Origin of the sequence: Cupriavidus sp. WGlv3 (genome assembly GCF_023952475.1) — a bacterium.
In the GTDB taxonomy this organism is placed as follows: Bacteria; Pseudomonadota; Gammaproteobacteria; order Burkholderiales; family Burkholderiaceae; genus Cupriavidus; species Cupriavidus phytorum.
In genome coordinates, this window is record NZ_JALHRX010000015.1 from 86,561 (window position 1) to 109,798 (window position 23,238).

At 69.9% G+C, this 23,238-nt stretch carries 26 protein-coding genes; 14 read left to right on the top strand and 12 right to left on the bottom strand.

The annotated features are described in order from the left end of the window. Positions 1-54: 54 nt before the first annotated feature. The 4 genes from otnC to MKD38_RS22415 are packed head-to-tail and all read right to left on the bottom strand — an operon-like array spanning position 55 to position 3,678. Positions 55-708: a 3-oxo-tetronate 4-phosphate decarboxylase gene (otnC, locus tag MKD38_RS22400; RefSeq protein ID WP_252680165.1), complete on the bottom strand. Its 654-nt coding sequence runs from the start codon at positions 706-708 to the stop codon at positions 55-57. Continuing rightward, positions 708-1,979 (bottom strand): 3-oxo-tetronate kinase, encoded by a 1,272-nt coding sequence (gene otnK / locus MKD38_RS22405; RefSeq protein WP_252680167.1) that lies wholly within the window; start codon positions 1,977-1,979, stop codon positions 708-710. Before otnK ends, otnC begins: the two co-directional genes overlap by 1 nt. Before the next feature lie 12 nt (positions 1,980-1,991). Then, on the bottom strand, positions 1,992-2,894 hold the full coding sequence (gene ltnD, locus MKD38_RS22410) for an L-threonate dehydrogenase (RefSeq protein ID WP_252680169.1): 903 nt from the start codon (positions 2,892-2,894) through the stop codon (positions 1,992-1,994). Between the two features lie 49 nt (positions 2,895-2,943). Continuing rightward, the gene (locus tag MKD38_RS22415) at positions 2,944-3,678 is read right to left on the bottom strand and encodes a FadR/GntR family transcriptional regulator (RefSeq protein ID WP_252680171.1); all 735 of its coding nucleotides are present in this window, start codon (positions 3,676-3,678) and stop codon (positions 2,944-2,946) included. A gap of 195 nt (positions 3,679-3,873) precedes the next feature. Between MKD38_RS22415 and MKD38_RS22420 the strand changes: the two genes are divergently transcribed. After that, entirely contained in the window at positions 3,874-4,302 is a 429-nt protein-coding gene (locus MKD38_RS22420; protein WP_115706860.1) for a GNAT family N-acetyltransferase, read from the top strand. Between the two features lie 16 nt (positions 4,303-4,318). Here the strand turns inward: MKD38_RS22420 and MKD38_RS22425 are convergent, their stop codons facing one another. From MKD38_RS22425 to ygfZ, 3 genes are all read right to left on the bottom strand, one after another. Beyond that, positions 4,319-5,146: an NRDE family protein gene (locus MKD38_RS22425; protein ID WP_252680173.1), complete on the bottom strand. Its 828-nt coding sequence runs from the start codon at positions 5,144-5,146 to the stop codon at positions 4,319-4,321. Positions 5,147-5,245: 99 nt separating this feature from the next. Then, positions 5,246-5,536, bottom strand: a complete 291-nt coding sequence (locus MKD38_RS22430) for a DUF4936 family protein (protein ID WP_012352764.1) — start codon at positions 5,534-5,536, stop codon at positions 5,246-5,248. Between the two features lie 17 nt (positions 5,537-5,553). Then, entirely contained in the window at positions 5,554-6,570 is a 1,017-nt protein-coding gene (gene ygfZ, locus MKD38_RS22435; RefSeq protein ID WP_252680175.1) for a CAF17-like 4Fe-4S cluster assembly/insertion protein YgfZ, read from the bottom strand. Between the two features lie 217 nt (positions 6,571-6,787). Between ygfZ and mltG the strand changes: the two genes are divergently transcribed. The 8 genes from mltG (at position 6,788) to MKD38_RS22475 (ending at position 12,510) form a co-directional block, all read left to right on the top strand. Continuing rightward, complete coding sequence (gene mltG, locus MKD38_RS22440) at positions 6,788-7,783, top strand: endolytic transglycosylase MltG (protein ID WP_252680177.1); 996 nt, start codon at positions 6,788-6,790, stop codon at positions 7,781-7,783. A 7-nt stretch (positions 7,784-7,790) separates the two neighbouring features. Beyond that, a complete protein-coding gene (tmk, locus tag MKD38_RS22445) occupies positions 7,791-8,402 on the top strand; it encodes a dTMP kinase (protein WP_092316382.1) in 612 nt (203 codons plus the stop codon). 78 nt (positions 8,403-8,480) lie between these two features. Further along, entirely contained in the window at positions 8,481-9,488 is a 1,008-nt protein-coding gene (locus MKD38_RS22450; protein WP_252680179.1) for a DNA polymerase III subunit delta', read from the top strand. A 75-nt stretch (positions 9,489-9,563) separates the two neighbouring features. Beyond that, positions 9,564-9,983: a PilZ domain-containing protein gene (locus MKD38_RS22455; protein WP_252680181.1), complete on the top strand. Its 420-nt coding sequence runs from the start codon at positions 9,564-9,566 to the stop codon at positions 9,981-9,983. Positions 9,984-10,020: 37 nt separating this feature from the next. Then, the gene (locus tag MKD38_RS22460) at positions 10,021-10,527 is read left to right on the top strand and encodes a GNAT family N-acetyltransferase (RefSeq protein WP_252680183.1); all 507 of its coding nucleotides are present in this window, start codon (positions 10,021-10,023) and stop codon (positions 10,525-10,527) included. A 32-nt stretch (positions 10,528-10,559) separates the two neighbouring features. Then, positions 10,560-11,354, top strand: a complete 795-nt coding sequence (locus tag MKD38_RS22465; protein WP_252680185.1) for a TatD family hydrolase — start codon at positions 10,560-10,562, stop codon at positions 11,352-11,354. Then, positions 11,347-12,093 carry an ankyrin repeat domain-containing protein gene (locus tag MKD38_RS22470; protein WP_371925730.1) on the top strand — a complete coding sequence of 249 codons (747 nt, stop codon included), beginning with the start codon at positions 11,347-11,349 and terminating at the stop codon, positions 12,091-12,093. Before MKD38_RS22465 ends, MKD38_RS22470 begins: the two co-directional genes overlap by 8 nt. A gap of 15 nt (positions 12,094-12,108) precedes the next feature. Continuing rightward, the gene (locus MKD38_RS22475) at positions 12,109-12,510 is read left to right on the top strand and encodes a YkvA family protein (protein WP_252680187.1); all 402 of its coding nucleotides are present in this window, start codon (positions 12,109-12,111) and stop codon (positions 12,508-12,510) included. On the opposite strand, the gene egtB is transcribed toward MKD38_RS22475, so the two are convergent. Then, a complete protein-coding gene (egtB, locus tag MKD38_RS22480) occupies positions 12,507-13,796 on the bottom strand; it encodes an ergothioneine biosynthesis protein EgtB (protein ID WP_252680189.1) in 1,290 nt (429 codons plus the stop codon). The two genes, MKD38_RS22475 and egtB, sit on opposite strands and share 4 nt — an antisense overlap. 190 nt (positions 13,797-13,986) lie before the next feature. Continuing rightward, entirely contained in the window at positions 13,987-14,607 is a 621-nt protein-coding gene (locus MKD38_RS22485; protein WP_252680191.1) for an FMN-dependent NADH-azoreductase, read from the bottom strand. Between the two features lie 162 nt (positions 14,608-14,769). Between MKD38_RS22485 and MKD38_RS22490 the strand changes: the two genes are divergently transcribed. The 3 genes from MKD38_RS22490 to MKD38_RS22500 all read left to right on the top strand — a co-directional run bounded on the left by MKD38_RS22490 (position 14,770) and on the right by MKD38_RS22500 (position 16,978). Then, positions 14,770-15,717, top strand: coding sequence for a LysR family transcriptional regulator (locus tag MKD38_RS22490; protein ID WP_252680193.1), 948 nt, complete (start codon positions 14,770-14,772; stop codon positions 15,715-15,717). A 190-nt stretch (positions 15,718-15,907) separates the two neighbouring features. Then, entirely contained in the window at positions 15,908-16,327 is a 420-nt protein-coding gene (locus MKD38_RS22495) for a DoxX family protein (RefSeq protein ID WP_252680195.1), read from the top strand. 60 nt (positions 16,328-16,387) lie between these two features. Then, a complete protein-coding gene (locus MKD38_RS22500) occupies positions 16,388-16,978 on the top strand; it encodes a DUF4136 domain-containing protein (RefSeq protein ID WP_371925731.1) in 591 nt (196 codons plus the stop codon). Between the two features lie 18 nt (positions 16,979-16,996). On the opposite strand, the gene MKD38_RS22505 is transcribed toward MKD38_RS22500, so the two are convergent. Then, positions 16,997-18,220, bottom strand: coding sequence for an EAL domain-containing response regulator (locus tag MKD38_RS22505; RefSeq protein ID WP_252680197.1), 1,224 nt, complete (start codon positions 18,218-18,220; stop codon positions 16,997-16,999). Positions 18,221-18,480: 260 nt separating this feature from the next. On the opposite strand from MKD38_RS22505, the gene MKD38_RS22510 reads away from it, so the two are divergent. Together MKD38_RS22510 and MKD38_RS22515 are read left to right on the top strand one after the other, a co-directional pair. After that, the gene (locus tag MKD38_RS22510; protein ID WP_252680268.1) at positions 18,481-21,723 is read left to right on the top strand and encodes a DNA translocase FtsK 4TM domain-containing protein; all 3,243 of its coding nucleotides are present in this window, start codon (positions 18,481-18,483) and stop codon (positions 21,721-21,723) included. 32 nt (positions 21,724-21,755) lie between these two features. Beyond that, the gene (locus tag MKD38_RS22515) at positions 21,756-22,088 is read left to right on the top strand and encodes a cupin domain-containing protein (RefSeq protein ID WP_252680199.1); all 333 of its coding nucleotides are present in this window, start codon (positions 21,756-21,758) and stop codon (positions 22,086-22,088) included. A gap of 2 nt (positions 22,089-22,090) precedes the next feature. Here MKD38_RS22515 and MKD38_RS22520 read toward each other — a convergent pair whose 3' ends face one another. Beyond that, entirely contained in the window at positions 22,091-22,687 is a 597-nt protein-coding gene (locus MKD38_RS22520; RefSeq protein ID WP_252680201.1) for a peroxidase-related enzyme, read from the bottom strand. Beyond that, on the bottom strand, positions 22,684-23,223 hold the full coding sequence (locus MKD38_RS22525) for a CMD domain protein (RefSeq protein WP_252680203.1): 540 nt from the start codon (positions 23,221-23,223) through the stop codon (positions 22,684-22,686). The genes MKD38_RS22520 and MKD38_RS22525 overlap by 4 nt, the downstream gene beginning before the upstream one ends. Between the last annotated feature and the right edge of the window lie 15 nt (positions 23,224-23,238).

Sequence of the window (23,238 nt, forward strand, 5' to 3'; positions counted from 1 at the left end):
GGGGCCGCCGCGCCAGGATCAGGCCAGGTGGTCAGGGAAGCAGCGGGGCTGGTGCTACCAGCGCGCCTGGAAGGCGTCGCGCAACTCAGCCAGGGCGCTGTCGGGCAGCGCCGCGCGGGCGGCAAAGCCGGATACGTCTTTCATGGTCATCCATAGCTTGGCGGTCTCCTCCAGTTCTTCCAGCGCGAACGCGGCGCGCGATACGCTGGACTCCCACACCACCGGCCCCAGGCGCTCCAGCAGCACGCCGCGCACCTGCGCTGCGAGCGTGGCCACGCGCGCGGCCACCGCCGGATCGCCGGGGCGATGGTAGGGAATCAGCGGGACATGGCCGACCTTCATCACGTAGTAGGGCGTGAGCGGCGGCAGTACGTCGTCCGGTTGCCAGACACCGGCCAGCGTCAGGGCCACGAGGTGCGTCGAGTGCGTATGCACCACGGCGTGCGCCCCGGGGTTGTTGTCATAGATGGCGCGATGCAGCGTCAGCGTCTTCGACGGCTTGTCGCCCGAGACCCAGCTGCCGTCGGCGGCGACCTTGGCGACCGCCGCGGGATCCATCATGCCCAGGCACGCATCGGTCGGGGTGATCAGCCAGCCATCGTCCAGCCGCGCGCTGATGTTGCCGGCCGAGCCGACGGTATAGCCGCGCTGGTAGAGGCTGGCGCCGATGCGGCAGATCTCTTCGCGCAGCTTGCTTTCGGTGCTCATCACTCGCCTCCCAGCTGGCGCAGCGCTTCGTCAAAGAAGTCCGGGCCGCCGAAATTTCCCGACTTGAGCGCCAGTGCCAGCGGCGTGGCATCGAGCGTGACGGTGGCCGGCACGCCCGGCGCGATCTGCGCGCCAATGCGCAGCGCGCGCACGCCCAGCGCCTGCACCACCGCGCCCGAGGTCTCGCCGCCCGCCACCACGAAGCGGCGCGTGCCGCGTGCCTTCAGCCCGGCGGCAACCGCGGCCAGGCATTGTTCGACCAGGTGGCCGGCGTGCGCCACGCCCAGCTCGGCCTGCACCGCCTTGACTTCATCGGGGCTCGAGGTCGCATAGACGAGCACGGGCTGGTCATGCGCCGCGGCAAAGGCGAGCGCCGCGTCGGCCACGGCCTCGCCGCGCGCCAGCGCGAGCGGGTCGATGCGCAGCGCCGGGCGGCCTTGCTCGAGCCAGCGTGCCACCTGGCCGTTGGTCGCGCGCGAGGCGCTGCCGGCCAGCACCACGCCGGGACCGTCGATGGCCGGCACCGCGTCGGCGTCGGCGCGCTGCGGCAGCAGGCCGGCGCGGCGGAAGTTCGCGGGCAGGCCCAGCGCGATGCCGGAGCCGCCGGTCACCAGCGGCAGGCCGGCGCACGCCTCGCCCAGCGTGAGCAGGTCCGCGTCGGACACCGCATCGGCAATCGCCATGCGCACGCCGTCGCCGCGCAGCGCGGCGATGCGCTCGGCGGTGGCCTGCGCGCCGCGCGCGACCGCGTCATGGCGCAGCAGCCCGACCTTGTGCTTGCTCTGGCGCTGCAGCACGCGCACCAGGTTGGCATCGGTCATCGGCGTCAGCGGATGGTGTTCCATGCCCGATTCGTTCAGCAGCGCATCGCCGACGAACAGGTGGCCGCGGAAGATGGTGCGGCCGTTCTCGGGGAAGGCCGGGCAGGCGATGGTGAAGTCGCTGTCCAGCGCCGCCAGCAGCGCCTCGGCCACCGGGCCGATATTGCCGGCGTCGGTCGAGTCGAAGGTGGAGCAGTACTTGAAGACGAACTGGCGGCAGCCCTGCGCGCGCAGCCATTGCAGCGCGGCCAGCGACTCGGCCACGGCCTGGGCCGCGGGCACGGTGCGCGACTTGAGCGCGACCACCACGGCGTCGGCGCTGCCGATATCGGCCATGGAGCCGGGCACGCCGATGGTCTGCACGGTGCGCATGCCATTGCGCACCAGCGTGTTGGCGAGGTCGGTGGCGCCGGTAAAGTCGTCGGCGATGCAGCCAAGCAGGGCGGTCATGGTCGGTGCTCCTTATTTGACCTGTCCGGCCTGGCCCGGCAGCTCGATGCCCGGGAAGATCTTGATCACCGCCGCATCGTCTTCGCCGCCGTGGCCGGCGGTCGAGGCCATCATGAACATCTGGTGCGCCGCGGCCGACAGCGGCAGCGGGAATTTGCTGGTGCGCGCGGTGTCGAGCACCATGCCGAGGTCCTTGACGAAGATGTCGACCGCGGACAGCGGCGTGTAGTCGCCCTTCAGGATATGCGGCACGCGGTTCTCGAACATCCACGAGTTGCCGGCGCTGTGGGTGATCACGTCATAGAGCGCGTCCGGGTCCACGCCTTCGCGCAGGCCCAGCGCCATCGCTTCGGCGGCGGCGGCGATATGCACCCCGGCCAGCAGCTGGTTGATGATCTTGACCCTGGAGCCGGCACCGTGCGCGGCACCCAGGCGGTACACCTTGCCGGCGATGGCGGCCAGCACGTCCTCGGCCAGCGCATAGGCTTCGGCGGGGCCGGAGGTCATCATGGTCATCTCGCCGCTGGCGGCGCGCGCGGCGCCGCCCGAGACCGGCGCGTCTAACATCAGCAGGCCTTTTTCAGCGAGGCGCTGTCCCAGGGTCTCGGCAAAGCCCGGCGGCACCGTGGCGCTGGCGATCACCAGCTTGCCCGGCTGCATCGCCGCCACGGCACCGTCGGCGCCGAACAGCACGGCCTCGGTCTGATGCGCGTTGACCACCAGCGTCAGCACCACGTCGCAGCGGCTGCCCAGTTCGGCGGGCGAGGCGCACGGCACGCCGCCGGCATCGGCAAAGCGCTGCAGCACTTCGGCACGCAGGTCGCAGGCATGCACGTTGAAACCGGCCCGCAGCAGCGACTGCGCGACACCAAAGCCCATGGCACCAAGGCCGATGACGCCGATATTCCTGGACATAAGGACTCCCTGAAACAGATACGGATGGTTTGTTGCGTGCGGCGGCGCGTCAGTTGGTGGCGCCGTGCGCGGCGCCGCTTTCGTCGGCGCCCAGCTGTGCCAGCCGGTGCGCGGCGTTATACATATGGTTCTGCGCGGCATTGCGCGCGGCCAGCGGGTCGCCGGCGCGGATCGCGGCGACGATGGCCTGGTGTTCCTCGCGCACCTGCCGCGAAAAGTCCGCGCGCCGGGCCTCGTTGGTACGGGTCACGCGCGTGGCGGTTTCCAGGTACTGGCTCAGGAACTCGAGCGTCTTGAGGAAATAGGGGTTGCCGGTGGCTTCGGCGATGGCGCGGTGGAAGCCCACGTCCTCGGCGACGCCGTCGCCGCCCTGCGCCACCACCTCGTCGAGGCGGGCTAGGGCGGCGTCGATCGCCGCCATCGAGGCATCGGTGCGGCGCCGGGCCGCCTGCGCGGCCACCTCGGCTTCGATCGCGCGGCGCAGCTCAACGATCTGCAGCACCGCTTCGAGCGTGCCGGTGTCGGTGTAGTCGATGCGCAGCGGGCGGATGCCGGCCTGCAGCGTCACGAACACGCCGCTGCCCTGGCGCGACTCGACCACGCCTTCATACTTGAGCCGGGAGATGGCCTCGCGCACCACGGTGCGGCTGACGCCGAACTCCTCGGACAGCACCGCCTCGGTCGGCAGCTTGTCGCCGCGGGCAAAGGCGCCGCTCTGGATCTTGTCCAGCAGCTGTTCGGCAACGTTGTCAGTCAGGGCGCGGGCAGGGACTTTCTGGAACACGGCAGCTTTCCCGGTCATTCGGTAATCAGGTCATCATACAAATTTGCTATACGGCTGCCGACCCCAGGTAAACCCTGATATGGTGCAAGGCACGCTGGTCTCGTGCGCCCACTGCTCCACATTGGTGCGGCTGCGGTGGGGCCGGGGCTGGCGTATCATTGGCGCTCGCATTGCCACTTGCCCGTTTTTGCCGCCATGCCCACCACCGTCCTGATCTGCCCCTGGCCCGAAGCCCGCGAGCGCGCGCGCGCCATCCGCTACACCGTCTTCGTCGAGGAGCAGGGCGTGCCGGTGGAGCTGGAATGGGACGAATGGGACGAGCCCAGCTGGCATGCGCTGGCGCTGGACGAGGATGGCACGCCGCTGGCCACCGGGCGGCTGCTGCCCGACGGCCATATCGGCCGCATGGCCGTGCTGAAGCCGGCGCGCGGCAGCGGCGTCGGCGCGCTGGTGCTGGAGGCGCTGATGCGCAAGGCGGAACAGCTGGGTTATCCGGAACTGGTGCTCAACGCGCAGACCCACGCGGCGCCGTTCTATGCGCGCGTGGGCTTCGAGCAGGTGGGGCCGGAATTCGAAGAGGCGGGCATCCCGCACGTGGAGATGCGCAAGCGCTTGCGGCGATAAAGCGCCGGCGCGGCGCTCAGCGCGGCGCCTGCACAATGCCGGTGTCGCGCGACAGGTTCAGCGTGCCGTGGTAGGCCACGTCGCCGATGCGGCCATCGGCGTCGAAGCTGCGCTCGTTCAGGTCGAAGCGCCCGTCGTGGCGGATGCGCAGCACCGTGCTGGCGCGCGTGCCGTACATCGGCGAGCGGATAAAGGCGGACGACAGCAGCTTTTCCCACTCCGGCGCCACGCCGGTGGCGGGCAGCTCGAAATCCGCGGCCTGGCGCTCGTCGGCCAGCATCTGCAGGTAGGGTTCGGCGCTGGCGGTGGGCTGGCCGCTGTCCGCGGCCAGCACTTCGGCGAGCGCGCCGACGCGGCTGCGCACTTTGGGCCAGGGCGTGTCGAGCAGCGCGTTGGACAGGCCGTACAGGCCCGGACGCAGCCGTTGCGGCTGGCGCGACGCCGAGCGGTTGCTGTACCACCACAGTTCGCGCAGGTCGCTCGCCAGCAGGTTGAAGCCGTTGTAGCCGCCGTCTTCGCCGGCGAGGCTGTCGAGGTAGTCGAACGGCGCCGCCTGGTCGCGCAGGAAGCCCGCCACCAGCTCGCCGCGCGAGCGCGCGTCGGTGCGTTTTTCGGAGGGGGCGCGGTAGTTGGTCAGCGCGGCGAAGCGGCCGTCGGCATTGACACCCATCCAGGTACCGGGCTCGCCGATGACCTCGGCGAGGTCGCGGCCGGCCAGCACCTGGGGCGCATCCTGCCACCAGTGCGCGGCCGCCGCGGGGCGGGCATAGAATTCATCGCGATTGCCGGCCACGACCAGGGCATAGTCCGGGTGGGATTGCCAGGCAACCAGGATCAGACACATCGTTTTGCTTCCTTTGCCGCGGGGGCTGCCGCGCCGGCAGTCCGGCGCGTATTTCCGCGTACTTCAGTCCGACGGCGCCGACACGTCATGCAAGGGCGCCTACAGCACGTCCAGGTCGATAAAGTGTTCGGCGCGCCGCTCGCCTTCCACCCACTGGTCCAGCCCGCTCTGGCGCCACAGCCCTTCCAGCGTGGCATCGAACGCGGGCGGCACGTCGGCGTAGCACTCCATCCAGGTCTGCACGCCGGCGCGGGTTTCCGGCCTGCGCATCAGCGTACCACCAATTCCGGTGGCTTCGGCCACCGTTTCCATCCAGCGGTGCCAGTGCGGCAGCGCCTCGGCGGCAACGGCTTCCGGCACACGGAAATAGACGTAGAGGTGATCGCTCATGGCGGCTCCTGTGGCAATCAGCCGGCGGCCTGGGCGGCTTCCCCCAGCGGCACCGCGTAGGGCAGGCTGGCGATGGCCACCGCCGCGCCCTCGGCGCTGCCCAGCCGCAGCGCGCTGCCGGCGGCATCGATCTTCAGCTCGGCCAGCCCGGCCCAGCCGCCATCGGGCGCGAGCGCGGCGTTGACGATCATGCCGCAGGGCTGGCCCGGGTCTTCCGGCCGATAGATCTCGGCCGCGGGCGCCGGCACCTCGCCTTGACCCTGCACCAGCCACATGCGGCGCTTGAGCGTGCCGCGATACTGGCTGCGCGCCACAATTTCCTGGCCCGGATAGCAGCCCTTGCGGAAATTGACGCCGCCGACCAGCTCGAAATTGATCATCTGCGGCACGAACTGCTCCTGCGTCGCCGCAACGATGCGGGGCAGGCCCGACTGCACTTCGAGCCAGTCCCACAACGCCGGCGCGGCAGCCGCCAGCGTGGCGGACAGCGCCGCGCGCACCGCGTCGGCGCGCTCGGCCGGCAGCACCAGCTGCCAGCGCGGCTGGCCGGCGCCGTCCGGCAGCCGGATCACGGTGGCACCGTCGGCCGTGGCCACGTCGAATGCCCCTGCCGGCGCGGGGAGCCCGGCCGCGGCCAGCGCCCCGGCGGCACCGGCGCCGGCAACGCCGAGGACAGCGTGGACCGGGGTGATATCCGACAGCCTGGCCTTGGCGCGCAGCACGAACATCGACAGCCGCTTCTGCACCGCGGCCTGGATTTCGGCCGACAGCTGCAGCACGATGCCGTCGGCGTCGCGCCACATCAGGAAGGTGGCCAGCAGCCGGCCCTTGGGCGAGCAGTAGCCGGCCAGGCGCGCCGTGCCCGGCGCCAGGTCGTCGACCGCGTTGGTCAGCTGGGTGTGCAGGAAGCTGGCGGCATCGTCGCCCGCCACGCGGACGAGGCCGAGCCCGGCCGGGGTGCAGACCACGCCGCCGGCCTGCAGCGCGTCAAGGTTGGCGGCGAGTTGCTGGGCTTGGGGATTCAATGCTGGCATTGCGAGGCAATCGTCGAGGCAAATCGGGAAGGGAAGGAAACGGGCTACCGACGGTGCGTGGTGCCGGACGCGCGGGAGGCGCCGGCGCCACGGCTTACGGTCGGTGCCGGGCTGCCGGTTATTATATGGGGCTACGAGATTTTCGGCCGGCGCCGGTGGTCCGCGGCGGCATGCAAGCCCGCCGGCGGAGCCGACGGCCGGTCCCTATACCTGATACATGAAACGTTTATTCCTCAGCCTTGGGCTTGCCGTGCTGGTGTTGGCGCTGGCGGCCGCGGGCGGTTTTGCGTGGTGGGCCAACCACCCGGTGTCGCTGAGCAAGTCTCCGGTGGAAGTGGTGATCAAGCCCAATTCCGGCGTGGCCAGCGTCGGCCGGCAGATCCAGCGCGGCGGCGTGGGCATGGACCCGCGGCTGTTCGTGCTGCTGGCGCGCCTGACCGGCCACGGCGCCGCGCTGAAGGCCGGCGGCTATGAATTCGAGGCCGGCGCCACGCCGCTGTCTATCCTCGGCAAGGTGGCGCGCGGCGAGGTCACGCATTACGTGGTCACGGTGATCGAGGGCTGGGAATTCCGCAAGATGCGCGCCGCAGTCGATGCCAGCCCGGCGCTGCGCCACGACACCCGCGACATGACCGACGCCGAACTGATGAAAGCCATCGGCGCGGCCGAGCCTTCGCCCGAAGGGCTGTTCTTTCCCGACACCTACCTGTTCGCGCGCGGCAGCAGCGACCTCGAGCTGTACAAGCACGCCTACCGCGCCATGCAGCGCCGCCTGAACGAGGCCTGGAACGCGCGCTCGCCCGACCTGCCGTACAAGACCCCGTACGAGGCACTGGTGATGGCGTCGATCGTCGAAAAGGAAACCGGCCAGGCCGCCGAACGCCCGATGATCGCCGCGGTGTTCATCAACCGGCTGCGCAAGAACATGCTGCTGCAGACCGACCCGACCGTGATCTACGGCCTGGGCGAGGCCTTCGACGGCGACCTGCGCAAGCGCGACCTGCAGGCCGACACCCCGTACAATACCTACACCCGCACCGGCCTGCCGCCCACGCCGATCGCGCTGCCGGGGCTGGCCTCGCTGGCCGCGGCGACCACGCCGGCGCCGTCCGACGCGCTGTACTTCGTCGCCCGCGGCGACGGCAGCAGCCATTTCTCCAACTCGCTACCCGAACACAACCGCGCGGTCGACAAGTACCAGCGCGGCAAATAGGCATTCCATGCGCGGAAAATTCATTACCTTCGAGGGCATCGACGGCGCCGGCAAGAGCACCCATATCGACTGGGTTGCCGACCGCCTGCGCGCGCGCGCCGACATCGCCGGGGTCGTCACCACGCGCGAGCCCGGCGGCACGTCGCTGGGCGAAGACCTGCGCCAGATCCTGCTGCACCGCAAGATGCACCTGGAGACAGAGGCGCTGCTGATGTTCGCGGCGCGGCGCGAGCATATTGCCGAAGTCATCGCGCCGGCGCTGGAGCGCGGCAAGTGGGTCATTTCCGACCGCTTCACCGATGCCACCTTTGCCTATCAGGGCGGCGGCCGGGGACTGGCGACCGGCCGGCTCGAAGTGCTGGAGGGCTGGGTCCAGGGCGGCCTGCAGCCCGACCTGACGCTGCTGTTCGACGTGCCGCTGGAAACCGCCAGCGCGCGCCTGGCCGCGGCGCGCACGCCGGACAAGTTCGAGGCCGAATCGCGCGCCTTCTTCCAGCGCACCCGCGACGAATACCTGCGCCGCGCGGCGCAGTCGCCGCAGCGCTTCCGCGTCATCGACGCCACGCGCAGCATTGCCGATATTCGCGACGAACTTGAGAAGATCCTCGCAACTATCTGATTCGCAGGGTATTTTAATCCGGCGTCACGGCAATATTCAGCCAGTACTCGAACTTCGACCGCTAACCTGTTGATTTACATGCTCTATCCCTGGCAGAAAGAAGACTGGCAACGGCTGGGCGCGCTGCGCCAGCGGCTGCCGCATGCCTTGCTGATCCACGGCCAGCAAGGCATCGGCAAGCGCGACCTGGCACTGCATTTCGCCCAGGGGCTGCTGTGCGAGGCGCCGCTGGAGGACGGTCAGCCGTGCGGCCAGTGCGCCGCCTGCCACTGGTTCAGCCAGGGCAACCACCCGGACTTCACCGTGGTACGGCCCGAGGCCCTCGACGCCTCGGCCGAGGCGGAAACCGACGAGGGCGGCAAGAAAAAGGCGCCCAGCAAGATCATCCGCATGGAGCAGGTGCGCGCGCTGATCGAGGCCGTCGGGGTGGGCACGCACCGCGCCGGGCTGCGCGTGGTGGTGGTCTATCCGCTCGACGCGCTGCAGACCGAGGGCGCCAATGCCTTGCTCAAGACGCTGGAGGAACCGCCGCCGTCGACGGTGTTCCTGCTGGTGACCGACCGCCTCGACCGCATCCTGCCGACCATCCTGTCGCGCTGCCGCCAGTTCTCGGCCCAGCGCCCGACGCCCGCGGCCGCGCTGGCGTGGCTGCGCGGGCAAGGCGTGGCGGACGCCGAGGCCCAGCTGGCGCTGGCCGGCGGCTCGCCGCTGACCGCGCTGCACGCGGCCGAGGCCGAGGAGCAGCCGCTGCAGCGCTGGCTGGTCGGCCAGCTCGGCGCCGCGGCCGGGTTCGACGCCGCCGCTGCGGCCGAGCAACTGCAGAAACTGCCGGTGCCCGCCGTGCTTGGCATCCTGCAGCGCTGGACGTACGATCTGCTGGCACTGCACCTGGATGGCGGTGCCACGCCGCGGTACTTCGCCAGGGAGCGGGCCGTGCTGGTGCGCTGCGCCGGCGCCACCGATGCGCACGGCCTGCAGGCATTTGCCGCGCGCCTGAACGCGCACCGCCGCAGCGAGAATCATCCGCTGGCAGCGCGGCTGGTGATGGAAGCCGTATTCCTGGAGTACCGGCAGCTGTTCCGCTAGCGCGGCAGGCGGCCGGGCGCAGGTGCATGACAACAAGCCATAACAACAAGCAGCAACGTCATCAGGGGGTCAACCATGAACACGGCAGTCGCTGGCACCGGGCCGGCCGAAGCGGGCTTTGGTAGCGTCACAGGCAGCGGAGCGGGCGGTGGAGCGGCCTCGCGTCCCAATGTGCTGTCGCTGTCGATCAAGGACCAGGCGGGACTGTACGCGGCCTATATGCCGTTCCTGGCGCGCGGCGGCATCTTCGTGCCGTCGAACCGGCCGTTCCGGCTGGGCGAGCAGGTGTTCCTGGTATTGTCGCTGCTGGACCGGCCGCAGAAATACCAGATCGCGGGCCACGTGGCCTGGATCACTCCGGCGGGCACGCCGATGAAGACGCCTGGTGTCGGCGTGCACCTGCCCGACGACGACAACGGGCGCAACCTGCGCCGCGCGGTGGAGGAAATCCTGGGCAAGATGCTGGAGTCCGGGCGCCCCACACAAACCTTATGAATGTTGTGAGATTTCCCTCGCAACCTTTTGATTGTCAATGAATTTTTCGCTACGTATTGCCGAGCCCCGCGACCTGCCGGGCATCGTCGCCATCTACAACAGCACGGTGGCTTCGCGGATGGTCACCGCCGACACCGAGCCGGTCACCGTGGCCTCGCGCCAGGCGTGGTTCGACGCCCACCAGCCCGGGCGCCGTCCGCTGTGGGTGTGCGAGGACGCCGATGGCAGCATGGCCGGCTGGATGAGCTTTTCCGATTTCTACGGGCGCCCGGCCTATGGCGCCACCGCCGAGGTGTCGATCTACCTGGACGCACAGCGCCGCGGCCGGGGGCTGGGGCGCTACCTGCTGCAGCAGGCCATTCACCATGCGCCCACGGTCGGCGTGAACACGCTGCTCGGCTTTATCTTCGGCCACAACGCCCCCAGCCTGGCCTTGTTCGCGGCGCTGGGCTTCACGCGCTGGGGCGACCTGCCGCGCGTGGCCGTGCTCGACGGCGTCGAGCGCGACCTGATCATCGTTGGCCGCCGCGTGGACGCGGCCTGAGCGCCGCCTCAACGCCGTACCTGAGATTTCCCATGTTTGTCGATTCCCACTGCCATATCGATTTCCCCGAACTGGCCGCGCGCCTGCCAGAGCTGCTGGACAACATGCGCGCCAACCAGGTCACGCATGCGCTGTGCATCTCGGTCACGCTGGAAGACTTCCCGCGCGTGCTGGCGCTGGCCGAGCAGCATCCCAACCTGTACGCATCGGTCGGCGTGCATCCCGACTATGAAGAGGGCGAGGACCCGACCCTGGAGCGGCTGGTGGCGCTGTCGGCCCACCCGCGCGTGGTCGGCACCGGCGAGACCGGACTGGACTACTACCGGCTCAACGGCCGCAGCATCGCCGAGATGGAATGGCAGCGCGAACGCTTCCGCACCCATATCCGCGCCGCGCGCCAGACCGGCAAGCCGCTGATCATCCATACCCGCTCGTCCGCCGACGACACCCTGCGCCTGATGTGCGAGGAAAACGCGGGCGAAGCCGGCGGCGTGATGCACTGCTTCACCGAAACCTGGGATGTCGCCCGCCAGGCGCTGGACCAGGGCTTCCATATCTCGTTTTCCGGCATCGTCACCTTCAAGAGCGCGGCGGACCTGCAGGAAACCGCGCGCAGGGTGCCGCTCGAGCGCATGCTGATCGAGACCGATTCTCCCTACCTGGCCCCCGTGCCATACCGCGGCAAGACCAACGAGCCGGCCTGGGTGCGCCATGTGGGCGAGTTCATCGCGCAGCTGCGCGGGGTGCCGGTGGAACAGGTTGCGGAACAAACAACGGAAAATTTCTTCAACCTATTCAAGCACATTGACAGGAAATCTCATGTTTGACATGAAGTTCGTCCGCCGTGCCGCCGGCGCTATTGCGCTGGCCGCCGCCACGCTCGCCCAGGCCGCGCCGGCCGACGACATGCGCAAGGCGGTGGAATTCGACGACGCCAACACCGTCAAGAAGCTGCTGGCCAAGGGCGTCGACCCCAATGTGGTCGACAACCGCGGCAACCCGGCGCTGGTGCTGGCGCTGCGCGAGAAGTCGCTGAAGGCGGCCACGGTGCTGATCCGCGCCAAGGATATCGATTTCGACAAGGCCAACCCGGCCGGCGAGACCCCGCTGATGATGGCCGCGCTGCAGGGCCAGCTCGACATGGTCAAACTGATGGTCGACGACATGGAGGCCGAGATCAACAAGACCGGCTGGGCCCCGCTGCACTATGCCGCCACCAACGGCCACAACGACGTGGTCAAGTACCTGGTCGACCATGCCGCGTATATCGACGCCGAAAGCCCCAACGGCACCACGCCGCTGATGATGGCCGCGCGCGGCGGCCATATCGGGACCGTCAAGCTGCTGCTGGACGAAGGCGCCGACATGCGCCTGAAGAACCAGCAGGGCATGACCGCGATCGACTTTGCCGAGCGCTACAACCAGGCCGAGATCGCCAGCGGCCTGAAGGCGCGCTGGCAGAAGCTGTATCCGCAGACCCCGATCGTGCCGGCGCCGCCGCTGAAGCCACCCGTCGCCGAGCCCGGCGGCCAGCGCCCCGCGGCGCCGCAGAGCAAGGGCTGGTAAGCCGGCGCGGCGGCGATGGCCAGTGGTTCGCGCCTGCGCCAATGGGCGCGCGGGCTCAAGGGCAGCCTGCTGATGCTGTGGTTCTGCAGCCGCCATCCCGGCACGCCGTGGACGGCACGGCTGCTGGGCGCGCTGGTGGTGGCCTACGCCTTCAGCCCGATCGACCTGATCCCGGACTTCATCCCGGTGCTGGGCTATCTGGATGACGTGCTGCTGGTGCCGCTGGGCATCTGGCTTACGCTGCGGATGATCCCCGCCACGGTCAAGGACGAATGCCGCGGCCGCGCCGAGGCCTGGCAGGCCACCCATGCGCAACGGCCGCGCAATCGCGCGGCCGCCGTGGTCATCGTGCTGGTGTGGGTGGCGCTGGCCTGGCTGGCGTGGCGCTGGCTGGCACCGTACTGGGCCCGGCCCTAGACGTCGTCGGCCAGCCGCACGCCGGTGAACTGCCAGCGCTGGTGCGGATAGAAAAAGTTGCGGTAGGTCGCGCGGATATGCGATTCGGGGGTGACGCACGACCCGCCGCGCAGCACCATCTGGCCGCTCATGAACTTGCCGTTGTACTCGCCCACCGCGCCCGCGTTGGGACGGAAGCCCGGATAGGGCAGATAGGCGCTGGCGGTCCATTCCCAGACGTCGCCGAACATCTGGCGCAGCACGCCGGCAGTGTTCTGGCGGTCCGGCAGCGGCCGCAGCGCGCGCCCCTCGACAAAATTCCCGGTGGCCGGCAGGCGGCTGGCGGCGTGCTCCCATTCCGCCTCGGTCGGCAGCCGGCGCTCGGCCCAGCGCGCGAACGCGTCGGCCTCATAGAAGCTGACGTGGGTCACCGGACTGTCGGGGTCGATCGGATGCATGCCGCGCAGCGTCATCTGCCACCAGGTGCCTTCGCGCTCTTCCCAGTAGAGCGGCGCCTGGATGCCTTGCTCTGCCACCCAGCGCCAGCCGTCGGACAGCCACAGCCCGGCGCTCTGGTAGCCGCCATCCTCGATGAACTCGAACCATTGCCGGTTGCTGACCGGGTGCGAGCACAGCGTGAAAGGGGCCAGGTAGGTCTTGTGGCGCGGCCCTTCGCAATCGAAGGCGAAGCTCTCGCCGCGGTGGCCGATCTCGACCAGCCCGCCGTCGAAGCCGATCCAGTCCGGCGCGGGCCGCGGGTCCGCAATCACCGGCGCGGGCAGTTCCGGGGCAAAGGCGGGGCGCAGCGGGTTCTGCGCGAACAAATGCAGCACATCGGTCAGCAGCAGTTCCTGGTGCTGCTGTTCGTGTTGCAGGCCAAGCGTGATCAGCGCCGCCTCGTCGTCCGTCTGGGCGCTGCCCAGCAGCGCCAGCATCGCCTCGTCGACGCCTTCGCGGTACGCCAGCACCTCGTCCAGCGACGGGCGTGTCAGCAGCCCGCGCTGAGGCCGCGGATGGCGCGCGCCGACCGCTTCATAGTACGAGTTGAAGAGATAGCGGTAGGCCGGGTCCACCGGCTCGTAGTCCGGGATGCGCGCGGCCAGCACGAATTCCTCGAAGAACCACGTGGTGTGCGCCAGGTGCCATTTTGCCGGGCTGGCGTCATCCATGGACTGCACGGTGGCATCGGCATCGGACAGGTCGGCCACCAGGGTTTCGGTGGCGGCGCGGACATGCCGGTACTGCGAAAGCAGGGCGGGTTCGTGCGGCGGATGGAGGGCGGCTCCTGGCAACAGGGCTGAAGTCATGCGGGCTCCCGGGTTGGATCGGTCGATGACTGCAGGCGGTGCGCCGCCGCGGCCAGGGGCCGGCGGCCGCGCGCCGCCCATGGCACGCGGGGCGCCGTAGCGCCCCGAACCATCATAGACCCGATCCGGTCCCGGGGCGAGCCGGCGCCGTCCTACAGCGCCGGCCCGGTCCCCGCGGACTCAGGTGGCTTCAGGCAGCCAGCGGGCTGGCATCGTTCAGCGCCGCGATCTCGGTGCGGGCGCTGGCCAGCCCGGCTTCGCGGAACTGCGGCCCCATCGCCAGGCCGTGGGCGCGCACGTAGGTGATGTCGGTGATGCCCATGAAGCGGAACACGATATCGACGGTCTTTTCATGCAGGTCCAGCTCGTTGGCATCCTGGCGCACGCCGCCGCGCGACGACACCACGATCACGCGCTTGCCGCCAGCCAGGCCCACCGGGCCGTTCTCGGTGTACTTGAAGGTGCGGCCAGCCTGCGCGACGCGGTCGATCCAGGCCTTGAGCTGGCTCGGGATGCTGAAGTTGTACTGCGGCACGCCCACCACCAGCACGTCGGCGGCGAGGAACTCGGCCAGCCACTGTTCGGTGCGCTCCAGCTCGGCCTGCTGCACGGCGTTCAGGCCGTCCTTGGGGCCGCCCAGCACGGGCAGAAGGTTGCCCGACAGGTGCGCCGGGGCGTCCTGGTCGAGGTCGCGCACGGTCACGGTGGCGCCGGGGTTGGCGGCGACCAGGTCGGCCACCACGCTGGCGGTCAGGCCGCGCGAAACAGAGTTGTCGCCGAGGACGCTGGAATCGATCTGCAGGATGTTCATGTCTTTCTCCACAAGGATGCGGTTGCGATGGAGAAAAGATAGCGGCTGGCCATTGGTATCGGTAGTGAGGCAAAATGCAAAGGATTGTTCTACCGATGCAACGCCATGCCGGATGGCAATCCCGCTGGATCGCGGGCCATCCGCGTGACTCCGGAGCCATCCATGCAAGACCTCAACGACCTGTCCCTGTTCGCCCAAGTGGTCGAGCACGGCAGTTTTTCCGCGGCCAGCCGCGCCACCGGCGTGCCCAAGTCGCGCCTGAGCCGGCGCATCGCCCAGCTCGAGCGCGAACTGGGCGTGCAGCTGCTACGCCGGACCACGCGCCAGGTGCGCGTGACCCCGCTGGGGGAATCCTTCTACGAACGCTGCCGCGCCATGCTCAACGAGGCCGAGGCCGCGCGCGAGGTCATCGAACAGGCGCGCGAACAGCCCGGCGGCACGCTGCGGGTGAGCTGCCCGATCGCCATCGCCCAGATCCTGCTGGCGCCGGCGATCGGCCACTTCATGCGCGCCAACCCGGCGGTGCGCATCGAGCTGGAAACCACCAACCGGCGCGTCGACGTGATCGGCGAGGGCTTCGACCTGGCGCTGCGCGTGCGCGAGGTGATGGAAGACTCCAGCCTGGCGGTGCGCACCTTTGGCGAAAGCGAGCTGATGCTGGTGGCCAGCCCGGCGCTGCTCGACAGCATCGGCCGGCCGCGCACGCCGCAGGCGCTCGACGGCATGCCGGGCATGGGCCAGCAGCCGCACGACGGCAAGCACGTCTGGACCTTGCGCTGCAAGACCGGCGACTCGATCCAGATCGCCTACGATCCGCGCCTGGTCACCGACGAGTTCGCCTTGCTGCGCGAGGCCGCCATCGCCGGCGTCGGCGTGGCCATGCTGCCGCGCATGTTCTGCCGCGAGGCGCTGGAGAACGGCGAGCTGGAACTGGTGCTGCCGCAGTACGACATGCCGGTCGGCACGCTGCACGCGGTGTTCCCGTCGCGCAAGGGCGTGACGCCGGCCACCCGGCGCTTTCTCGACTTCCTGGGCGAGGTGTTGCCCGAATGCGCGCACAAGGTCGGCATGCAGCAGCCGCGCACGCCGGCGATGCACCGCGTGGTGTAGCGCTGCCCGCGGCATGTGCCGGCGCCATGTGCGAGGGCTGGTGACGGCCGCGTCGGTGCCGGCCCGCGTCGCGCATTTGCGCCTTTACGTTCACGCCGGCTCGCACTAAGGTACAGGGGCGAACCGTGCGCGTGAGGGCTAAGGCGCATGGATCGATAACTTCTCACAGACAACGGCAAGGAGAATGGCCATGGGTGGCTCTCAGGGTTCCCAGGACTTGGGCAAGGCGCTGCTGCGCATCGTGCTTGGCGTGTTGATCCTGATGCATGGCATCGCCAAGGTCACGGGCGCGTCCGGCATCGGTTTCGTGTCGAAGATGGTGGCCGACGCCGGCTTGCCGGCCTGGGTCGCCTACGGGGTCTACCTGGGCGAGGTCGTCGCACCGATCCTGCTGATCATCGGGCTGTGGAGCCGGCTGGCGGCGCTGGTGGTCGCCCTCAACATGCTGTTTGCCGTCGGGCTGGTGCATACCAAGGAGCTTGGCATGCTGTCCAATACCGGCGGCTGGGCCCTCGAGCTGCAGGGCATGTACCTGGGGGCGGCGCTGGCGGTGGTGCTGCTGGGGGCGGGCCGGCTCAGCGTGGGCGGCATCAACGGCAAGCTCAACTAGCGCGACCCGCAAAACGCAATTCGCAACGCCTGCGCCGCCGTCAATTCCTGGAGATGTATCGTGAATGCGTTCCGGCAACTCTTCCCGGTTGCGATCCGGGGAACGATCCCCGCGGCGGTCGCGGCGCTGCTGCTGTCGGGCTGCGCCAGCGTGCCCGACATCAAGACCGACTACAACCGCGCCACCGACTTCAGCGCCTACCGCACCTTCGGCTTTGTCGAGCGTCCCGGCACCGACCGCGCCGGCTATGAAAGCCTGACCACCCAGTACTTCAAGACCGCGGTCCAGCGCGAACTGGGCGCGCGCGGCTACCGCTACGTGGCGCAGTCGCCGGACCTGCTGGTCAACTTCAATGCCAGGCTGCAGGAAAAGGTGGAGGTCAGCCCGGCACCCGCGCCGATGATGGGCTACTACGGCTATCGCGGCGGGCTGTATGCGCCGTGGCCGGGCTACGGCTTCTATAACGACGTCTACCGCTACACCGAGGGCACCGTGAACATCGACCTGGTCGACCGGCGCCAGATGAAGCTGGTGTGGGAAGGCGTGGCGGTCGGCAGCGTCGACACCAGCGACAAGGCCAGCGCCCAGCAGCGCATCGACAGGACCGTGGCGCAGATCTTCGCCAAGTACCCGTTCCGGGTCGGGCAGTAAGGCCGGCGCCGCCGCCGCTCAGGCCGGCGGCGTTGCCGCCGCCCGCTCGATGGCGTCGGCGACGAAGGCCTCCGCCGCCCTGGGCGCCGACCACAGGTAGCCCTGGCCGAGCGGACAGCCCAGGGCCCGCAGCGCGGCGCGCTGGGCGTCGGTCTCGATGCCCTCGGCCACGCACTCCAGCCCCAGTTCCCGGGCCAGGCCGATCATGCTGCGGCAGATCGTGGCGCGCTGGCCGTGCCCGTCGACTGCGGCGACGAACGACCGGTCCACTTTCAGTTGCGTGAACGGCAGGTCTGCCAGCAGCTTGAGCGTGGCGATGCCCACGCCGAAATCGTCGATCGCCACGCCATAGCCGAGCAGCCGCAGCCGGTTCAGCGCCACCGACAGCGCCAGCGTGTCCGGCACCGGGTAGCCCTCGGTCAGCTCCACCGTCAGCGCCTGCCGCGGCACGCCGCTGGCGGCCACCAGCGCCTCGAACGATTCCAGCACGCCGGGCCGGCACAGGGTCTGCGCCGACGCGTTCAGGCCCATCGCAATCCCGACCCCGGCGGCGCGCAGGCGCTGCTGCGCCGCCAGGCACTGGCGCGCGACCAGGAAGAACACCGGGTCGGCCGCGTCCCGCGCCTCGAGCTGCGGGATGAACTGGTCGGGCGGTACCAGGCCATGCACGGGATGGCGCCAGCGCACCAGCGCTTCGGCTCCGGCCAGGCGGCCGCTGGCGATATCGTGCTGGGGCTGCAGCATGACCAGCAGGTCCGAGCCGGCGCGGGTCGCGGCGAGCAGTTCCTCGGCGTCGGGCGTCCAGGCAGGCACGCCGGCCGCGGCATCCTGGCGCACCAGGGCATCGGCCAGGATCACTTCGAGCGCATCGCGCGACAGCGGCTTGCGCAGCGCGTGCACGCGCGGGATGCCGGCGGCATGCGCCAGGCCGCGGTTGGAATCGAGGATGTCTTCGGCCAGCGCCGTGACCCAGACCCACACCGGCGGCGCGCCGGCGAAGGCGCGCGGGCCGCGCCGGTGCAGCTCGGCGATCAGCTCGGGGCCATTGCAGCCGGGCATTTCGATATCGCACAGCACTACGTCGAAGGGCTCGCGCGCCAGCAGCTCGGCCGCCTGCGTGCCGTTGTGCGCGCTGGTGAGAGTCTGCACGCCGACATGGCGCAGCAGGCCCTCGGCGGCGGCGCGCTGGAACGGATGGTCTTCGACGACGAGGATGCGCAGCCTGGCGTAACGGATTGGCATGGAGCGTGAGGAGAAGGAAAGGGCGGCGGGCCGCCGGCATGCGATGCGATCGGGTTTGCCGAATGGTAGCGCGGCGCGCCTGCGCCAAGCGCCGGCGGGGTGATGGCGTGGTGGTGAATGTGCCCGCGATCGCCCTGGCATTGTTGCGCAATGGCGTTGAAAAAGCGCCGCGTTACGAATATTTGCGCTTTCCGATTCAATCGCCGACTGTCATAACCGCTACAATCGCTGCCCGGTGTTTTGAAGATGGCATGTCGATAATGGGTTTGGGCTGGTTCGGGTTTTCGACTTTCTGGATAGTACCGCTGCTGTGGCGGCTGGTGACGCGCTGGCTGGCCGGCGAGCGGCGCCTGGCCGGGCCGGGCTCGCTGCGCGTGTGGCTGGGCACGCTGGCGGTGCTGTGCGCGAGCGCCAGCCTGGAGGCACTGACCAGCGGCGCGGATCCCGAATCGACCGCCGGCGGCGGCGTCGGACGCGCGCTGGCCGGCGGCTTCGGCAACCTGTTCGGCTGGACCGGTGCCTTGCTGCTGATGCTGGGCGTGCTGGCACTGGCCGCGCCGATGGTGTTCGGCGAAACCTGGCGCGGCCTGTTCGCGCGCAAGCCGCGCGGTGCCGCCGCGCCCGCCGCGGCGCCGGAAGAGGCGCCGGTGACCTTCGCCGCGACCCAGCCGCTGCGCGAGGCAGAGCGCCGCGACGCTCCGGCGGCAGGCAACGCCGGCTGGACCGCGCCCGCGCCGCGCCATCGCAGTTTTGAAGCCGTGTCCGCGCGCCGCCAGCCGGCCTGGCAGCCGCCGCGCCGCACCCGTGAGTCGCCGCCGCAGCCTGGCGAGCTATGGCTGCATCATGCCGACGCGCCGGGTGCGCCCAAGCCGGTGCGCGCTCCGCAGCCAGCGCCGGCTGCCGCCGCGCCGGCAACGCGGCCCGCCCAGCCGGCGGCACGCCAGCCGTCCGCCGCTGCCGCGCCCGCACCGGCCCCCGCGCCGCGGCCGGCACAGCCGTTGCGCGGCACCGTAGTCAGCAGCCCGTTCCGCCAGCCGCAGCCGCTGGTCCGTTCGGCGATCACGACGCTGCCGGAAGCGTCCGCCAAGCCCGCCGCCGCGGCCGAGCTCGCTGTCGCCACGCAGGCGGCCGCCAGTGTCGAACCGGATGCCATCGCACCAGCGCAGGTAATCGCCGCATCCAAGACAGCGCCGACGCCAGCGCCGGAAATCGTGATGGCGGCGCCGGCCACTCCTTCCGTTCCGGTCGACGACGCTGTTACCGCCGTCCCGGCCGAACCTCTTGCGCTGGATGGCGAGGCCCCATCGCTGGCCGCGATCCGGCAGGAAGCGCTCGACCTGCTGGCCGAGTTGCAGGCGCTGGCGGGCAAGTCCGTGGTAGCGCCGTCTGCAGATCCGGCACCGGCCCAGTTGCCCGCGGCCATGCCCGAAGCTGCCGCGGATCTGGCCATCGACGCGAACGCATCGGGGCCCGGCCTGGTTGCGACACAACCGCCGGCTGACGTTGCGGCGGAAGCGCCCATCGAAGCCGAAGCCGAAGCCGAAACTCTTTTGGCCGACGTGCCGGAAAGCACGAGCGAGACCGCTCAGGAACGCGAAGCAAGCGTGCCTGATCACGACGCCGACGCCGTGGCCCACGCCGTGGCAAGCTCCGCGATGGAGGAGGGCAGCGAGCCCGAGTCTGAGGCCGTGGCGCTGGTCGCGGCGGAAGACGCCGGCACGGAAAGCGCCCTGATGGATGGCAACGATCTGGTCGGCGAAGCCGTCGAGCCGGAGGACTTGCCGACCGTCGACTTGGCGGATGCAGCCGATGCCGTGGCAGCTGCCGAGGCGGTCGAGCCTGCCGCATCCACCGAAGTCCAGGCAGCCGTCGAAGTCACGCCAGACAGCCCGCCCCCCGCCAAGCCTCGCATCGTGCTGCCCGCCGTGGTCGGGCGCACCGTGCCGCTGGCAGCCGCGACGCCGCCTGCGCACGCCCCCGCGCCCGCACCGGTGGCGCCACCGCAGCCGCGTCCCGTGGTCGACTACCGCCTGCCGCCGTCGGACTTGCTGGAGAGCGAAGTCGACAGCGCCGAGCAGGTATCGGAAGAACGCCTGCGCGAAACCGGCGAACTGATCGAACAGCGGCTGGCCGAGTTCAAGGTGCCGGTCGCCGTGGTCGGCGCCGGCGCTGGGCCGGTGATCACCCGCTTCGAGGTCGAGCCCGCCATGGGCGTGCGCGGCGCGCAGGTGGTGGGGCTGATGAAGGACCTGGCGCGCGCGCTGGGCGTAACCTCGATCCGCGTGGTCGAGACCATTCCGGGCAAGACCTGCATGGGGCTGGAGCTGCCCAATGCGCGCCGGCAGATGATCCGGCTGTCCGAGATCGTCAACGCGGCCTCGTTCCAGGCGCATCATTCGCGGCTGGTGCTGGCGATGGGCAAGGACATCACCGGCAATCCGGTGGTGACCGACCTGGCGCGCGCGCCGCACCTGCTGGTGGCCGGTACCACCGGCTCCGGCAAGTCGGTGGCGGTCAACGCCATGATCCTGTCGATGCTGTACAAGGCCACGCCGGAAGACGTGCGCCTGATCATGATCGACCCCAAGATGCTGGAGCTGTCGGTCTACGAGGGCATTCCGCACCTGCTGGCGCCGGTGGTCACCGACATGAAGCAGGCCGCGCACGCGCTCAACTGGTGCGTCGGCGAAATGGAAAAGCGCTACAAGCTGATGTCGGCGCTGGGCGTGCGCAACCTGGCCGGCTACAACCAGAAGATCCGCGCCGCCGAGGCCGCCGGGCAGAAGGTGCCCAACCCGTTCTCGCTGACGCCGGATGCGCCCGAGCCGCTGTCGCGCCTGCCCATGATCGTGGTGGTGATCGACGAGCTGGCCGACCTGATGATGGTCGCCGGCAAGAAAATCGAGGAACTGATCGCGCGCCTGGCGCAGAAGGCGCGCGCCGCCGGCATCCACCTGATCCTGGCCACGCAGCGCCCCTCGGTCGATGTGATCACGGGCCTGATCAAGGCCAATATCCCCACGCGCGTGGCATTCCAGGTCTCGTCCAAGATCGATTCGCGCACCATCCTCGACCAGATGGGGGCCGAGAGCCTGCTGGGCCAGGGCGACATGCTGTTCCTGCCGCCGGGCACCGGCTATCCGCAGCGCGTGCATGGCGCCTTTGTCGCCGACGACGAAGTGCATCGCGTGGTCGAGCACTGGAAGCAGTTCGGCGAGCCCGACTACGATGAGGCCATTCTCGCCGGCGACCCGGCCGAGGCCGGCGGCGCGGACCTGTTCGGCGATGGCGGCGGCGACGGCGAGGCCGACCCGCTCTATGACGAGGCCGCCAGCTTCGTGCTGACCAGCCGTCGCGCCTCGATCTCGGCGGTGCAGCGGCAGTTGCGCATCGGCTACAACCGCGCGGCGCGGCTGATCGAGCAGATGGAAGCGGCCGGGCTGGTCTCGCCGATGGGCCGCAACGGCGCGCGCGACGTGCTGGCGCCCGGGCCGGCCGACTGAGCGTGCCGCCACCACGGCCCGAAGGAGGCAGCATGCAGCCTGAACACGGAAACCTGCTCGCCGGCGTCCCGGCCGGCGCCGCGCAGGAAATCTTCGAGCCGCTGCTGCAGCGCCCGGGCCTGCGCATCGAGCGCATCGTCTCCAACGGCCAGGCCAGCCCGGATGGCTTCTGGTACGACAGCGCGGAGGCGGAGTGGGTGCTGCTGCTGAGTGGCAGTGCCGCGCTCGAGATCGAGGGGCAGCCCGGCGAGCATCGCATGGCGCCGGGTGACTGGCTGCACCTGCCGGCCCGCTGCCGGCACCGCGTCGCGTGGACCGATGCTGGCCAGCCTACCGTCTGGCTGGCCGTGCATCACGCCGCCTGAAGTTATGCGCCGGTCTGCTCGGGAAACACCGGCTCCCCAAGATTCAGCATCAACCGGTTCGCCCACGCGAAAATCGCGATCGAGTGGATCAGGTCCAGCATCTCCGCATCGGTCACGCCGGCCTCGCGCAGCGGCTTGAGCTGTGCGGCGGTGACTTCGGCCGGCCGCTCGGTCAGCTCCGCCGAGAACTTAGCGATGGCGCGTTCGCGCGCGGTGGTGCCGGCGCTGTGGGGGTCGTCGAAGACCTGGCGGATCACGTCGTTGCGCTTGGCCAGCTGTTCGAAGCGCTGGGCGTGGACCGAGGCGCAGTAGACGCAGCCGTTGATGCGCGACACCACCGTGGTCGACAGCTCGCGTTCGGCGCGCGGCATGCCGCCGGGCGCGTACATGATGGCGTTGAAGGCGGTCGAGCGCTGGCGCAGGATCTCGGGCTGGTGGACCAGGAAGCGGTAGTAGTCCTGCACCTTGGCCTTGGGGTGGCTCTCTTCGAGCACGGCGATCTGCTCGGGCGTGGCCTGGTCGAGATCGACCACGTCCAGCCATGCCTTCCAGTCGAGCACCTCGTTGGTGAAGCCGTGGGATTTGATGATTTCGCTCATGCCGGGGCTCCGTTTTCGTTCAAGGCATTCAAGGCTTTCAGTGCGTCCAGTCCGGCCACCAGCCGCACCTGGTAGGACAGGAACGCGACCAGCTGTGCCAGCGTGACCACCGCCGGGGTGCTCAGGCCGGCGGCGGGCAGCGCCAGCAGCGCGGCCTGGTCGCCCTCGACCGGTTTCTCGATCAGCTTGCGGGTGAATTCCAGCATGGCGCGCAGGCGCGGCTCGGCGATGTCCGCGGGCCTGCCGTCGGCTGCGGCACGGACCTGGCTGGCATCGGTGCCGAGCTGTTCGAGCCGGTCGCGGTAGTGCTCGGCCAGTGCCGGCGATGGCGTCAGCCGGGCGGCGTACAGCGCCACCAGCAGCCGTTCCGCCAGCGACAGGCCGGGCAGGCCGGGATCGAACAGGGCGTCGTAGCTGCCCTGGGTGGCAGCGACGACCTTGTCGCGCTGGTGCCGCAGGGCATGGGTGGCGCTGCCCGGCGCAAGGCCGGTGAGCTGGTCGATCAGGTCGACCGGGGAAGTCGGGGGCTGGGTCATCGGACGCTCTTGTGT